Consider the following 13,915-nt stretch of genomic DNA (forward strand, 5'->3'; position numbering starts at 1 on the left):
CCGACCCGCCCCGGTCAGAGCAGCGGGGCCGCCACCGTACGCAGTGCGGTCGCCACGTCCGGCGCGGTCACCGGGCCGCCCCGGGCCGCCTCCCGACCGGCCAGCCCGTGCAGGTACGCCGCGCCGGCCGCCGCCCGTTCCGGGGCCAGCCCGGCGGCGAGCAGCGAACCGAGCAGCCCGGCCAGCACGTCCCCGGTGCCCCCGGTGGCCAGCGCGGGACTGCCGGTCGGGTTGACGTACGCCCGGCCGTCCGGCGTGCCGACCACCGTGCGGTCCCCCTTGAGCAGCACCGTCGCATTCATCCAGGCGGCCAGCCGCAGCGCGGCGGCGACCCGGTCGGCCCCCGGTTCCTCGCCGCACAACCGGGTGAACTCCCGGTCGTGCGGGGTGACCACGATCGGCGCGTCCCGGTCCCGCAGCCTACCGGCGAGTGAACCGTCCACCAGCAGGGTCAACGCGTCTGCGTCGAGCACCACCGGCACCGGCGCGGCCAGCACCGCGCGCAGTTCCGCCCCGGCCTGCTCGTCGGTGCCCAGGCCGGAGCCGCAGACCCAGGCCTGCACCCGGCCGGCCCCGGCGACCCGGTCGGTGGCGATCACCGACGGGTGCTGTCGGACCACCTCGTCCCGGGCGCCACCGGCGTACCGGACCAGCCCGGTGGGGCCGGCCAGCGCGCCACCCACCGAGAGCACCGCCGCCCCCGGGTAGGTGCGCGACCCGGTGGCCACCCCGACCACACCCCGGCGGTACTTCTCCGAGGACGCGCCGGTGCGGGGCCACCAGTCGCGCACGTCCGACCACTGCGTGACCCGCAGCGCGGGGGTGCCGCGCAGCCACGGCCCGAGCCCGATGTCGACCAGCTCGACCTGCCCGGCCAGCGGGGCCGCCGGGCCGACCACCAGGGCCGGCTTGAGCGCGCCGAACGCCACCGTCACGTCGGCCCGCACCGCGCTGGGCCGGCCCGACCCGTCCGTCGGCACGTCGCCGGTGTCCACCGCCACCCCGCTGGGCACGTCCACCGCGACGACGGTGGCCCGGCCGCCGTCGCGGCCCCGCAACCCGGGCAGGCCGGCGACGAGTTCGTCGGCGGCGTCCCGCAGCCCGCCGGTGCCGCCGATCCCGACGATCCCGTCGAGCACCAGGTCGACCGTGGCGGGCGGGGCGTCGACCAGTCGTCCCCCGGCGGCCCGCAGCGCCGCCAGTCCGTCGGCGTGCGCCCGCCCGGGGGCGGTCGGCAGCACGGCGACCTGCGCGCCCCGGCGGGCCAGCCGCTCACCGGCGTACAACGCGTCGCCGCCGTTGTCGCCGCTGCCGACCAGCAGCAGCACCCGTGCGCCGTACACCCCGCCCCGGTCGGCGAGCAGCAGGGCGCACCGCCGGGCCAGCCCGGCCGCCGCCCGCTGCATGAGCGTCCCGGGGGGCACGGTGGCCATCAGGCCGGCCTCCGCCGCGCGTACGTCCGACACCCGCCACACCGATCTCATGCCACCCCCGTCTTCGCCGCCGGACGGCCGTCCCGCCCGTCCGGTCGGGCCCGTCCGCCGTGGTCGGGATCACCCTACCGGCGGTGGAGGCGGCAGATTAGCCACCGGCGTCGCGGCCGGCAAGACCTGTGGACAACCGGGGGGTACGACCACCGCCCGTCGTCCACAGGGTCCGCTGGCCGACCACCCCGCGACCTAACGTCGGCGGCGCGGTCACGGCGGTGGGCCGGGCGAGGGCGGGAGGCGGACGATGACGGACGAGCCGGTGCGGGTGGACCTGCCGGTGCTGCGGGCGACCGCCGGCGGGCTGACCGACGAGGCGTACGCGCTGGCCCGGGGGCTGGCGGGTCAGCCCGGTCTGGTGCTGTCCGCGCCGGGGTGGCGGGCCGGGGCCGCCCTGGCCGGGCTGGAGTCGGCGGTGCACGCCTGGCACGGGGTGCTCGGCGTCCGGGTCGCCGAGACCGGTACCGCGCTGCGCAACGCCGCCGAGGCGTACGTGGCGGCCGACGACCGGGCCGCCGGCCGGCTGGCCGGTCGACCCCGATGATCGGGTACGCCCAGCTCTGGGCCGCCTCCCCGAGCGACTGGGTGGCGGCGGGGGTGGCCTGGCGCGGGCTGGACGCGCCGGTCACCCGACGGCGGTCCGGGCTGGCCGAGCGGGCGGCGACGCTGCGGACGGGCTGGTCGGGCGGGGCAGCCACCAGGGCCGGCGGCCGGCTCGACGGGCTGCGCGCGGAGCTGGGCACCATCCTGCCGGCGCTGGTCGAGACCGATCAGGCGCTCGCCGAGTTCGCCGGTCGGCTACGGGTGGCCAAGGGCCGGCTGGCCGAGGCGGTGGCGCTGGCCGACCGTACCGGCGTGGCGGTCGACCGGCACGGCGGGTTGCGGGCGGTCCCGCCGACCTGGCGGGGCCCCGAGTCGGGTGTGCTGCCGGCCGGGGCGGGTGCGCGCCCCGCCCCGGCGGGCGGTGCCGGCACGGCCCACTCCCCCGGTCCCCGCGCCGGCACGGACGTGACCGGCGGGGGCGGCACCAGGAACGGGGTGGGGTCGCCGGCGGCGGTGGCCCAGGTGGCGGCGGCGCTGCGGGAGGCGCTGGTGCTGGCCGACGTGGCCGACCGGGAGGTCGCCGGCCGGCTGGCCGAGTTGACCGGGGCGGCCCGCACCGGCTGGGTGGAGCGGCCACCACCGGCCCGGCCGGCCGACGATGCCACCCCGGCGGCGGTCCGTGCCTGGTGGGACGGCCTCACCCCGGCCCAGCGGCGCTGGCTGGTGCTGCACGAGCCGGCCCGGATCGGCCCGCGCGACGGGGTGCCGGCGGCGGCCCGGGACCAGGCGAACCGGCTGCTGCTGACCGGGCACCGGGAGGCCCTGTCGGCCGAACGCCGAACGGCGTCGGCCAGCGGGTCGGGCGGGCGCTCCCGGCTGCGCCGGATCGACCGGGCGCTGGCCGCCCTGGACGGGCTCGCCGGACGACTCGCCGCGACGACGGGACCCCGGCCCTACCTGCTCGGGCTCGACCCGCGCGGCGACGGCCGGGCGATCGTCGCGCTGGGCAACCCGGACCGGGCCCAGCGGGTGCTGACCTACGTGCCGGGGATGACAAGTGACCTCGCCGACGTTCCCGGCGAGCTGGGTCGGGCCGCCCGGGTGCAGGACCGGTGCACCGCCCTCGCCCCCGGTGAGGAGACGGCGGCGGTGCTCTGGCTGGACTACGACGCCCCCGACTTCCTGCCCGAGGCGTCCTCACCGGCCCAGGCCCGGGACGCCGGGCCCGACCTGCACCGCTTCCAGGAGGGGCTGCGCGCCACCCACGACGGGCCGGCGGCCCGGCAGACCGTACTGGGACACAGCTACGGCTCGCTGGTGGTGGGCAGCGCCGCCCGCGACCACGGACTGGCCGCCGACGCGCTGGCCTTCGTCGGGTCACCGGGGGTGGGGGTGGACCGGGCCGGGGCGCTCGGCCTGCCACCGGGGCAGGTCTGGTCGAGCACCGCCGGCGACGACGTGATCCGGCTGGTCGAGCCACCCCGGGAGCTGGCCGGCCGGGCGGTGCTGGCCACCTCGCCGCTGGCCAGCGCCGCCTCGCTGTTCCGCCCGGACGACCATCGGCTGTGGTTCGGGCACGATCCGAGCGATCCGGGCTTCGGCGGCCGGACCTTCCCCAGCGGTCGGGGCGGTCACACCGGCTACTGGGAGCCCGACAACCCCGCCCTGGACGGGATGGCCCGGATCGTGCTGGGCCGGTGAGCGGCGTCCTACTCCACGGTGACCGACTTCGCCAGGTTGCGCGGCTGGTCCACGTCGTGCCCCCGGGCGGCGGCGATCTCGGCCGCGAGCACCTGCAACGGCACGGTGGTGACCAGCGGCGCGAGCAGGGTCGGCGTACGCGGCACGTAGATCAGGTGGTCGGCGTAGCGGACCACCGCCTCGTCGCCCTCCTCGGCGATCACGATGGTCCGGGCACCCCGGGCCCGGACCTCCTGGATGTTGGAGACGACCTTGTCGTGCAGCATGCCCCGGCCGACCGGCGACGGCACCACGCAGATCACCGGGGTGCCCTTGTCGATCAGGGCGATCGGCCCGTGCTTCAGCTCACCGGCGGCGAACCCCTCGGCGTGCATGTACGCCAACTCCTTGAGCTTGAGCGCGCCCTCCAGGGCCACCGGGTAGCCGACGTGCCGGCCGATGAACAACACCGTCGGCTCCGACTTCAGCTCCCGGGCCAGCTCCCGCACCGGCTCGATCCGGTCCAGCAGCTCCCGCAGTTTGCCCGGCATCTCCTGGAGCTGGGCCACCACCGCGCCGACCTCGTCGGCGAACTTGATCCCCCGCACCTGGGCCAGGTGCAGGCCGATCAGGTAGCAGGCGACCAGCTGGGTGAGGAACGCCTTGGTCGAGGCGACGGCGATCTCCGGGCCGCCGTGGGTGTAGAGCACCGCGTCGGACTCGCGCGGAATGGTGGAGCCGTTGGTGTTGCAGATGGCCAGCACCCGGGCCTTCTGCTCCTTGGCGTGCCGCAGCGCCATCAGGGTGTCCATCGTCTCGCCGGACTGCGAGATCACCACGATCAGGGTGGACCGGTCGAGCACCGGGTCGCGGTAACGGAACTCGCTGGCCAGTTCCACCTCACAGGGAATGCGGGTCCAGTGCTCGATGGCGTACTTGGCGACCATGCCCGAGTGGTACGCGGTGCCGCAGGCCACGATGAAGATCTTGTCGACGTCGCGCAGGTCCTGGTCGCTGAGGCGGACCTCGTCGAGGGCGATCTCCCCGGTCTCGGTGAGCCGGCCGAGCAGCGTGTCCGCGATGGCCTGCGGCTGCTCCTCGATCTCCTTGAGCATGAACCAGTCGTAACCACCCTTCTCGGCGGCCGAGGAGTCCCAGTCGATGTGGAAGTCCTTGCCGGTGGCCGGCTGGCCGTCGAAGTCGGTGATCTCGATGCTGTCGGCGGTGATCAGCACGAGCTGGTCCTGGCCCAGCTCGACCGCCTCGCGGGTGTGCTCGATGAACGCCGCCACGTCGCTGGCCAGGTAATTCTCCCCGTCACCCCGGCCGACCACCAGCGGCGAGTTGCGCCGGGCGCCGACCACGGCACCCGGGATGGCGGCATCGACGGCGAGCAGGGTGAACGCGCCCTCCAACCGGCGGCACACCACCCGCATCGCGGCGGCGAGCAGCTGCGGGCCGTCGGTGCCACCGGCCGCCCGCAGCTCGGCGAGCGCGTGGGAGAGCAGGTGGGCGGCGCACTCGGTGTCGGTGTCGCTGGTGAACTGGACGCCGTCGTCCTCCAGCTCGGCGCGGAGCTTGGCGAAGTTCTCGATGATGCCGTTGTGGATCACGGCGACCCGGCCGTCGGGGGCCACGTGCGGGTGGGCGTTACGGTCGGTCGGGCCGCCGTGGGTGGCCCACCGGGTGTGGCCGATGCCTGTGGTGCCGTCGCCGATGCCGACCGGGCTGGCGGCGCAGTCGTCGGGGTTGGTGGCGGCCCGCTCGGAGAGGACCTTCTCCAGGTTGGCCAGTTTGCCGGCCTTCTTCTCGGTGAGCAGCTCGTCGTCGCAGACGATCGCGACCCCGGCCGAGTCGTATCCCCGGTATTCCAGCCGCCGCAATCCGTCGAGCACGATGCCGAGCGCCGGGCGCGCGCCGGCGTAACCCACGATTCCACACATGGTTCGCAGCCTAACCCAGTTTCGCTCACCTCGTGTGCGCGGAAGCCGGGCAAACGATCACCGAATTTGAGCGATCGGGCGGTGACGGGCGGCAACCGGACGACCGACACCCCCGTCCGGACGTACGGGGTTGCGGGTGGCCCGCCGGTACGTCAGTCTCTCGGCGACCCCTGGAACGTCCCTGGGACGGCCCGTACGCCCCTTTCCTCCTCTTCCGTCCCCGGAGCAGCGATGTCCGACACGCCACCCCCCAGCGATCCCGCGCCCCCACCCGGCGACCCCGCTCTCGCAGCCAGCGGTTCCACGCCTGCAGCCGGCGATCCCGCTCCTGCGGTCGGCGGCCCGACACCCCAGGCGTCCGGCGACCCGGCTCCCGGGCCCGCCGGCACCACAGGCCCGTCCGCGTGGGCCCCGCCGGACCCGCTCGCGGTCCCGCAACCCTGGGCGGCCCCCGCCCCCTGGGCCCACGGAGCGACACCCGACCCGACCGGCCACCCCTCCAGTGCCGTCCACCCCGGCCCGGCCGGCTCTGCTCCCCCCGGCCCGCACGGGTCGACCTACCCCGGCGCGCAGGCCGATCCGCCAGCCGCCGTCGATCCGTCCGGCACGCCCGCCGCTTTCGGCGACTGGTCCGCCGCGAACCCCGGCGGTCCCCCGCCCGTCGGATGGCCCGGCGCGGCACCGGCAGCCTGGCCCGGCGCAGCCGGTGCACCACCCGGCCACGGCTGGCCGCCGCCGGGGTACCCGCCGCCGTTCGCCCACCCCGGCTACCCGCCGTCGGGCGGGCGGACCAGCGCCGGCACGGTGGTGGGCATCGTGGTCGCCGTGATCGCGGTGCTCACCCTCGTCGGCTGCGCCTGCTTCTGCGGGGGCGGCGCCCTGCTCGACGGGATCGGGTCGGACACGTCGACCGAGGACCCCTACGGCCGGGGATACTACGACGACGAACCCGAGCCGAGCTGGAGCCCGCCGCAGCCGTTCCAACCCTCCGCCCCCGCCACCCGGCCCGCCGACGGTCCCGGCCGCTACCCGGTGACGTACGAGGTGACCGGCACCGGCCCCGTGGACCTCCAGTTCTACGACGGCGACGGCTACTTCATCCAGCAGGAGAAGGTACGGCTGCCCTGGCGGATGGCGCTGCGTACCGACGATCCGAACCGGGTGCTGGTCACCGCCGCCCGCTCCGACGGCAACCCGGGCGGGTTCCGGTGCGCCACCACCGTCGGCACCCGGCCCCGGGTCACCGACGTGGCCGGTCCGGACGACTGGCGGGTGCAGTGCCACGCCAACCCGATCCGCTGACCACGACGGATCACCGGCAGCACGCCGGGGCAGCCCGGGAAGCGGCTCAGGAGCAGCGCGGGAAGCCGGAGCAGGGGCAGCAAGGCCGGATCAGCGCGGGAAGGCGATCAGGGGCGGAAAGGCGGTGACGAGCCCTGGTGGCAGGGGCGGTCCCGGGCCGTAGGCTGACGGGCGTGACGACACCGACCGATGTCGACCCGCTGGTGGCCCGGATGCGTCCGTTCGGGACGACCGTCTTCGCGGAGATGTCCGCGCTCGCCGTCCGGACCGGTGCGGTCAACCTGGGCCAGGGCTTCCCGGACACCGACGGGCCGCCGGAGATGCTGGCCGCCGCCGCCGAGGCGCTGCGCTCCGGGCACAACCAGTACCCGCCCGGTCCGGGGGTGCCCGTGCTACGTCGGGCCGTCGCCGCGCACCAGCTCCGCTTCCACGGCCTGACGTACGACCCCGACGGCGAGGTGATCGTCACCGCCGGGGCCACCGAGGCGATCGCCGCCAGCATCCTCGCGCTCTGCGAACCGGGTGACGAGGTGATCTGCTTCGAGCCGTACTACGACTCGTACGCGGCGTCGATCGCCCTGGCCGGGGCGGTACGGCGGCCGGTGACGCTGCGCCCCGGCGACGACGGCCGGTACGCCTTCGACCCGGACGAGCTGCGGGCCGCGTTCGGGCCGCGTACCCGGCTGGTGCTGCTGAACTCGCCGCACAACCCGACCGGGAAGGTCTTCACCGCACCGGAGCTGAACCTGGTCGCCGACCTCTGCCGGGAACACGACGTGTACGCGGTCACCGACGAGGTGTACGAGCACCTCGTCTTCACCGACGCCGCCGCCGCGCACCTGCCGCTGGCCACCCTGCCGGGGATGTGGGAACGCACCCTGCGCATCTCGTCGGCCGGCAAGACCTTCTCCTGCACCGGCTGGAAGGTGGGCTGGGTCAGTGGGCCCGCCCCGCTGGTGTCGGCGGTGCTGCGGGTCAAGCAGTTCCTCACCTACGTCAACGCAGGGCCGCTGCAACCGGCGGTCGCCGTGGCGCTGGCCCTGCCCGACGACTACTACACCGGTTTCCGCGACAGCCTCCAACGGCAGCGGGACCTGCTGATCGGTGGCCTGACCGACGCCGGTTTCGCGGTGCTCACCCCGGAGGGGACGTACTTCGTCACCGCCGACATCACCGACCTCGGCGGTCGGGACGGGCTGGAGTTCTGCCGTTCCCTGCCGGAACGCTGCGGCGTGGTGGCGGTACCCACCCAGGTCTTCTACGACGACGCCGAGGCCGGCCGGCGGCTGGTCCGGTTCGCCTTCTGCAAGCGCCCCGAGGTGCTGACCGAAGCCGTCACCCGGCTACGCGGGCTTTCCGCCACACGCTGACCACCGGGGCCGGCGGGCGGGAGACCCGACATCGGTCAGCCGGCGGGGCTGGCGGTGCGGACCTGCTCGGCGATCCGTTCGGCCACCGACCGGGCGGTCTCCTCGGTGCCGGCCTCGACCATCACCCGGACCAGCGGTTCGGTGCCCGACGGGCGCAGCAGCACCCGACCGGTCTCCCCCAGCTCGGCCTCGGCCCGTTCGACCTCGGCCGTGACGGCGGGCGCGGTGGCACCGACGGTACGGTCCCCGACCGGCACGTTGATCAGCACCTGCGGCAGCTTGGTGACCACGGACGCCAGCTCGGCCAGGGACCGGCCGGTGGCGGCCATCCGGGCCATCAGGTGCAGGCCGGTGAGCACCCCGTCGCCGGTGGTGGCGTGCGCGGGCATGACGAGGTGTCCGCTCTGCTCACCGCCGAGGGCGAGGCCGGAGGCGCGCAGCTCCTCCAGCACGTACCGGTCGCCGACCTTGGTCTCGACCAGCCGGATGCCCTGCGCGGACATCGCCAGCCGCAGGCCGAGGTTGCTCATCACGGTGGCGACCAGGGTGTCCCGGGTCAGCTCGCCGGCGTCGCGCAGGGCCAGCGCGAGGATCGCCATCAACTCGTCGCCGTCGACCTCCTCGCCGTTGGCGTCGACCGCGACGCAGCGGTCGGCGTCGCCGTCGTGGGCGAGGCCCAGGTGCGCGCCGTGCTCGACCACGGCGGCCCGCAGGCCGTCGAGGTGGTTGGAACCGCACTCGTCGTTGATGTTGAGGCCGTCCGGCTCGGCGTGGATCGCGATGACCTCGGCACCGGCCTCCCGGTAGGCCACCGGGGCGACCTCGGCGGCGGCGCCGTTGGCGCAGTCGACCACCACCTTGATCCCGTCGAGGGGGTGCGGCACGGTGCCGACGAGGTGCTGCACGTAGTGGTCGGCACCGTCGAGCAGGTCGTGCACCCGACCGACCCCGGCACCGACGGGACGGTCCCAGGCGGTGGTGGCGTTGGCCTCGACGGCGGCCTCGATCCGCAGCTCGATCTCGTCGGGCAGCTTGTGCCCACCGGCGGCGAAGAGCTTGATCCCGTTGTCCGGCATCGGGTTGTGCGAGGCGGAGAGCATCACGCCCAGGTCGGCCTTGGCCTCGGCGGTCAGGAACGCCACGGCGGGGGTGGGCAGCACGCCGACCCGCACGACGCTGGCCCCGGCGCTGGTGAGGCCGGCGACCACCGCGGCCTCCAGCATCTCGCCGCTGGCCCGGGTGTCCCGGCCGACGACGGCCAGGGGCGGGTGGCTGCGGTCCGACTCGGCCAGTGTGTGCGCGGCGGCCACGGCGACCGCGAGCGCCAGTTCCGGGGTGAGGTCGACGTTCGCCCGCCCGCGTACGCCGTCCGTGCCGAACAACCGACCCATACCCGCCAACCTCCGGTGCGACTGCGATGAGTGGAGCAAACGGAACGGCCGGGCCACCTCCCCGCTGGGGGAGGCGGACCCGGCCGTCCGTCAGAAGTACAACGCGCTGTCGGTGATCAGCGCTTCGAGTACTGGGGTGCCTTACGGGCCTTCTTGAGACCGTACTTCTTGCTCTCCTTGACCCGGGCGTCCCGGGTGAGGAAGCCGGCCTTCTTCAGGGCCGGGCGGTCGTCCGGCTCGTTGACGATCAGCGCGCGGGCGATGGCCAGCCGCAGCGCACCGGCCTGGCCGGTGGTGCCGCCGCCACGCAGGTTGGCGATGACGTCGAACGCCTCGGGCTTCTCGGCGGTGACCAGCGGGTCCTTGATGAGCTGCTGGTGCACCTTGCTCGGGAAGTAGGCCTCGAGGTCGCGGCCGTTGCAGGTGATCTTGCCGCTGCCGGGGACGATGCGGACCCGGACGATGGCCTCCTTGCGGCGGCCGACGGTCTGGATCGGGCGGTCACCACGCGGCGCGCGGGCGACGGGCGCGGGCGCCTCGGTGGCCTCGGGGGCTTCCGCGGCAACCTCGGTCTCGGTGATGTCGGTCATGCTGTTTCCTTCGCCCTCGCTCACTGCGCGATCTGCTTGATCTCGAACGGCACCGGCTGCTGCGCCAGGTGCGGGTGCTCGGCGCCGGCGTAGACCTTCAGCTTCTTGATCAGCTGACGGCCCAGCTTGTTGTGCGGGAGCATGCCCTTCACGGCCAGCTCGATCGCCCGCTCGGGCCGCTTGGTCAGCAGCTCCTCGTAGCCGACCTGCTTGAGGCCGCCCGGGTAACCGGAGTGCCGGTAGGCGACCTTGGTCTGCCGCTTGTTGCCGGTCAGCGCCACCTTGCCCGCGTTCACGATGACGACGAAGTCGCCCGTGTCGACGTGCGGCGCGAAAGTCGGCTTGTGCTTGCCGCGCAGCAGCGTGGCGGCGTGGGTGGCCAGGCGGCCCAGCACGACATCAGAGGCGTCGATAACGTGCCACTGACGCTCGATCTCACCCGGCTTCGGGCTGTACGTACGCACAGGTCTACCTTGTCTCGTCGTCGGTCTGGGGTCGCGCGCCGAGGTGACCAGAGGCTTCCCGGCCGGACCAGCGCGCACGAACGACCAAGCGTACCTGAGCGGCACGCCTCTGGATGTCGTACAACAGCAGGCAACGATACCCGCCGCCCCGTCAGCTGGTCAAAACGGGGGGTAGACCGGTGTGGCCTGCGGTTTCCCGCATGACCAGGGTCACACCCCGGTGAGCCTGCCCGAGCCGGGCCGCAGGTAGACCGTCCAGGTCACCGCGAAGCAGAGCGCGTACCACCCGATGAAGGCCAGATAGGCGGCCTCGGCGTTGCCGGAGGTGAGGAAGGACTGCCGGAAGGCGACGTTCACCAGCACCCCGCCCGAGGCACCGACCGCTCCGGCGATGCCGATCAGCGCCCCGGAGAGCCGCCGGGCCCGGCGCTGCGCGGCGACCGGGTCACCGGTCAGTTCCGCCTCGGCCGTCGCGCGGGCCCGGAAGATCGCCGGGATCATCTTGTACGTGGAGCCGTTGCCGATGCCGGAGAAGACGAACAGCGACAGGAACCCGGTCAGGTAGAGCGGGAACGACCGCTCCCGGGCGGCGAAGAGCACCAGGCTGGCGCCGACGGCCATCGCGACGAAGTTCCAGAAGGTCACCCGGGCCCCGCCGAGCCGGTCGGCGAGCTGCCCGCCGACGGGCCGGATCAGCGAACCGATCAGTGGTCCGAGGAAGGTCAGCCAGGCCGCGTCGACCGGGGTGGGGAAGCGCTCGGCGAACTGGAGCTGGAGCACCTGGCCGAAGGCGAAGCCGAAGCCGATGAAGGAGCCGAAGGTGCCCACGTACAGCAGGGACATCACCCAGGTGTGCCGGTCGCGGGCGGCCTCGCGCAGCGCGCCGGGCTCGTTGTGGGCGTCCGGGATGTTGTCCAGCCAGCGGGCGGCGGCGAGCGCGGCCAGCACGATCAGCGGCAGGTAGACCGCCGGCACCAGCCGGGGGTACGCGGCCCCGGCGGTGGCCAGCACCGCGAGCCCGACCAGTTGCACCGCCGGTACGCCGAGGTTGCCGCCGCCGGCGTTGAGCCCGAGCGCGCGGCCCTTGAGCCGGTCGGGGAAGAACAGGTTGATGTTGGCCATCGACGAGGCGAAGTTGCCGCCGCCGACCCCGGTCAGGCAGGCCAGCACCATCAGCGTGGTGTAGGACACCCCCGGCTCCAGCAGCACCGTCATCGGCACCGCCGGCACGAGCAGCAGCAGCGCGCTGACGATGGTCCAGTTCCGCCCGCCGAAGCGGGCCACGGCCAGGGTGTACGGCAGCCGCAGCACCGCGCCCAGCGCGGCCGGCACGGCGGTGAGCAGGAACTTGCCCGCCGGGTCGATCCCGTACGCCGGGCCGAGGAAGAGCACGGTGACCGACCAGAGGCTCCACACCGAGAAACCGACGTGCTCGGCGAAGATCGACACCCAGAGGTTACGGCGGGCGATCGGCGCTCCGGTCGTCCGCCAGAAGGTGGGGTCCTCGGGCCGCCAGTCGTCGAGCCGGTGCCGGCGTCCGGCGCCCCGGGCGGTCGGCTGCTCGACGGCGGTGGACGGATCGACCTCCGGCGGCGCGTCGACGGCGCCCGCCGGGTCGACGGCGGAGTTGCTGCTGCTGGCGAGCGTACTCACGGCGATTCCTCCTCATCGATGTGAAGAGGGATGCTAGGCAGGGCCGGTTTCCCGGTGGTGGCCCGGTTGGGTCGTTCCGGAAACGGGAACCGCACGTCGCCCGGCGACCTGCCGTGAGGTGGTCAGAGTTCCTGGAGGATGCGCAGCGCGCGGTTCACCCGCTGCATGGTCTCGGTGTCGGCGATGTCCACGCACTCGGTGAACCACTTCTTCATCGGCGCGGACAGCCGGTCGGGCATGACCACGTTGCCGCCCATCGGAACGGCGAGCGGGGAGTCCCGCAGCAGCGCGGTCTCGACCACCTCGGCGACGATCACGATCGGCACGTCGGTGGAGTTGTAGACGTCGGAGCTGATCACCAGGCCGAGCCGTTCCCGGGCGCCCTCGATGCGCCAGACCTCTCCCCTACGCAGCACGCGGGCGACCACCGAAGAGCACGTCGGCGACCATCCCCACCTCGCTGGCGTCGGCGAGGGCGGCGGACTCCAGGTCGAGCCCGGCCCGGCCGACCGCCTCGGCGTGTGCGGTGAAGACCTCCCGCAGGGCCTTCTCCCGGGCGGCCTGGTCCATCCAGGCGGAGAGGGACAGCCCCTCCCGCTTGGCGAACCGGCGGGCCTCCTCGATCGTCTCGTCCGAGAACGAGAGGGTCACCTTGGCAGTCATGCCGCCGATCCTACCCCCGGTATGACCGTCGGTCATCCCCGTCCTCCCGACCGCCGCCCGCGACGGCCAGGGTCAGGCCGGGCGGTGCCCGCCGAAGACGGCGAACCGCCACGCCTTGTAGAAGCAGTCCACGTCGACCAGGCCGGCGTCGGCCAGCCACCGGCACTGGTCGGCCACCGACGCCGGACGGTCGTGCCGCATCCGCTCCCGGGCGGCGGCGATCTCGTCGGCGTCGGAGCCCCGGGCGGCGGTCTGCGCCAGCCAGACGTCGTCGTACCGACGGTCCAGGGTCGGGGTGGGGCCGGCCACCTGCTCGGCGTTGACGAACACCCCGCCGGGGACGAGCGCGTCGGCCGCCCGCCGGTAGAGGGCGCGTTTGCCGCCGTCGTCGAGGTGGTGCACGGCCAGGGCGGAGACCACCGCGTCGTACCGGCCGACGGGCAGCGGGTCGGCCAGGTCGGCCACGACGGTGCGGTGCGCCACCCCCCGGGCGGTCAGGCCGTCGGCGGCCACCGCGAGCATCCGCGCCGCCCCGTCGACCAGGGTCACCCGCACCCCGGGCAGCGCCGCGGTGAGCAGCAGCGAGAACAGCCCGGTGCCGGCGCCCAGGTCGAGCACCTCGGGGGTACGACCGGCGGCGAGCGCGGCCCGCAGCGGTGGGGCCGCCACCTCGACGGCGGTGCCGTAGAAGTCGTCGAAGCAGGGGACGAGCCGGCGGCGGGCCTGATCGTAGGAGCCCGCCACCGCATCGAAGGCCGCCGTCACGTCCACGATCCACACCTCTCACATATTAGGAAAGTTGTCTCATATTATAGACCCCACCGTCCGG

At 74.3% G+C, this 13,915-nt stretch carries 13 protein-coding genes; 4 read left to right on the forward strand and 9 right to left on the reverse strand.

Annotated features, from left to right (window positions below):
- Nucleotides 1–14: 14 nt before the first annotated feature.
- The gene (locus tag ACN268_RS17605) at nucleotides 15–1,484 is read right to left on the reverse strand and encodes an NAD(P)H-hydrate dehydratase (RefSeq protein ID WP_421484120.1); all 1,470 of its coding nucleotides are present in this window, start codon (nucleotides 1,482–1,484) and stop codon (nucleotides 15–17) included.
- A gap of 250 nt (nucleotides 1,485–1,734) precedes the next feature.
- Here ACN268_RS17605 and ACN268_RS17610 point away from each other — a divergent pair, with 250 nt between their 5' ends.
- Nucleotides 1,735–2,031, forward strand: coding sequence for a hypothetical protein (locus ACN268_RS17610; RefSeq protein ID WP_421484121.1), 297 nt, complete (start codon nucleotides 1,735–1,737; stop codon nucleotides 2,029–2,031).
- Nucleotides 2,028–3,731 carry an alpha/beta hydrolase gene (locus ACN268_RS17615; RefSeq protein ID WP_421484123.1) on the forward strand — a complete coding sequence of 568 codons (1,704 nt, stop codon included), beginning with the start codon at nucleotides 2,028–2,030 and terminating at the stop codon, nucleotides 3,729–3,731. The genes ACN268_RS17610 and ACN268_RS17615 overlap by 4 nt, the downstream gene beginning before the upstream one ends.
- Nucleotides 3,732–3,739: 8 nt before the next feature.
- Here the strand turns inward: ACN268_RS17615 and glmS are convergent, their stop codons facing one another.
- A complete protein-coding gene (gene glmS, locus ACN268_RS17620) occupies nucleotides 3,740–5,653 on the reverse strand; it encodes a glutamine--fructose-6-phosphate transaminase (isomerizing) (protein WP_204924896.1) in 1,914 nt (637 codons plus the stop codon).
- Between the two features lie 816 nt (nucleotides 5,654–6,469).
- Here glmS and ACN268_RS17625 point away from each other — a divergent pair.
- Complete coding sequence (locus tag ACN268_RS17625; RefSeq protein WP_421484125.1) at nucleotides 6,470–6,955, forward strand: hypothetical protein; 486 nt, start codon at nucleotides 6,470–6,472, stop codon at nucleotides 6,953–6,955.
- A gap of 173 nt (nucleotides 6,956–7,128) precedes the next feature.
- Complete coding sequence (locus ACN268_RS17630) at nucleotides 7,129–8,325, forward strand: pyridoxal phosphate-dependent aminotransferase (RefSeq protein WP_421484127.1); 1,197 nt, start codon at nucleotides 7,129–7,131, stop codon at nucleotides 8,323–8,325.
- A gap of 35 nt (nucleotides 8,326–8,360) precedes the next feature.
- Here ACN268_RS17630 and glmM read toward each other — a convergent pair whose 3' ends face one another.
- From glmM to ACN268_RS17665, 7 genes are all read right to left on the reverse strand, one after another.
- Nucleotides 8,361–9,716, reverse strand: coding sequence for a phosphoglucosamine mutase (gene glmM / locus ACN268_RS17635; RefSeq protein WP_421484129.1), 1,356 nt, complete (start codon nucleotides 9,714–9,716; stop codon nucleotides 8,361–8,363).
- Between the two features lie 116 nt (nucleotides 9,717–9,832).
- Nucleotides 9,833–10,306, reverse strand: a complete 474-nt coding sequence (gene rpsI / locus ACN268_RS17640; RefSeq protein ID WP_421484131.1) for a 30S ribosomal protein S9 — start codon at nucleotides 10,304–10,306, stop codon at nucleotides 9,833–9,835.
- 20 nt (nucleotides 10,307–10,326) lie between these two features.
- On the reverse strand, nucleotides 10,327–10,770 hold the full coding sequence (gene rplM / locus ACN268_RS17645) for a 50S ribosomal protein L13 (RefSeq protein WP_088647410.1): 444 nt from the start codon (nucleotides 10,768–10,770) through the stop codon (nucleotides 10,327–10,329).
- Between the two features lie 210 nt (nucleotides 10,771–10,980).
- Entirely contained in the window at nucleotides 10,981–12,423 is a 1,443-nt protein-coding gene (locus tag ACN268_RS17650; protein ID WP_421484132.1) for a nitrate/nitrite transporter, read from the reverse strand.
- Nucleotides 12,424–12,545: 122 nt separating this feature from the next.
- Entirely contained in the window at nucleotides 12,546–12,851 is a 306-nt protein-coding gene (locus ACN268_RS17655; protein WP_204924891.1) for a type II toxin-antitoxin system PemK/MazF family toxin, read from the reverse strand.
- Nucleotides 12,829–13,086 carry a DUF6364 family protein gene (locus ACN268_RS17660; protein WP_088647412.1) on the reverse strand — a complete coding sequence of 86 codons (258 nt, stop codon included), beginning with the start codon at nucleotides 13,084–13,086 and terminating at the stop codon, nucleotides 12,829–12,831. The genes ACN268_RS17655 and ACN268_RS17660 overlap by 23 nt, the downstream gene beginning before the upstream one ends.
- Before the next feature lie 72 nt (nucleotides 13,087–13,158).
- Nucleotides 13,159–13,866, reverse strand: a complete 708-nt coding sequence (locus tag ACN268_RS17665; protein ID WP_421484133.1) for a class I SAM-dependent methyltransferase — start codon at nucleotides 13,864–13,866, stop codon at nucleotides 13,159–13,161.
- Between the last annotated feature and the right edge of the window lie 49 nt (nucleotides 13,867–13,915).

Origin of the sequence: Micromonospora sp. WMMD735, assembly GCF_049178995.1 — a bacterium.
Taxonomy (GTDB): Bacteria; Actinomycetota; Actinomycetes; order Mycobacteriales; family Micromonosporaceae; genus Micromonospora; species Micromonospora wenchangensis.

What these genes read in the sequence shown, in the direction of transcription:
- ACN268_RS17615 (WP_421484123.1), top strand. Translation starts at nt 2,028, where the DNA reads ATGATCGGGTACGCCCAGCTCTGGGCCGCCTCCCCGAGCGACTGGGTG.
- rpsI (WP_421484131.1), bottom strand. Translation starts at nt 10,306, where the DNA reads ATGACCGACATCACCGAGACCGAGGTTGCCGCGGAAGCCCCCGAGGCC.
- ACN268_RS17660 (WP_088647412.1), bottom strand. Translation starts at nt 13,086, where the DNA reads ATGACTGCCAAGGTGACCCTCTCGTTCTCGGACGAGACGATCGAGGAG.
- glmS (WP_204924896.1), bottom strand. Translation starts at nt 5,653, where the DNA reads ATGTGTGGAATCGTGGGTTACGCCGGCGCGCGCCCGGCGCTCGGCATC.
- ACN268_RS17605 (WP_421484120.1), bottom strand. Translation starts at nt 1,484, where the DNA reads ATGAGATCGGTGTGGCGGGTGTCGGACGTACGCGCGGCGGAGGCCGGC.
- ACN268_RS17610 (WP_421484121.1), top strand. Translation starts at nt 1,735, where the DNA reads ATGACGGACGAGCCGGTGCGGGTGGACCTGCCGGTGCTGCGGGCGACC.
- glmM (WP_421484129.1), bottom strand. Translation starts at nt 9,716, where the DNA reads ATGGGTCGGTTGTTCGGCACGGACGGCGTACGCGGGCGGGCGAACGTC.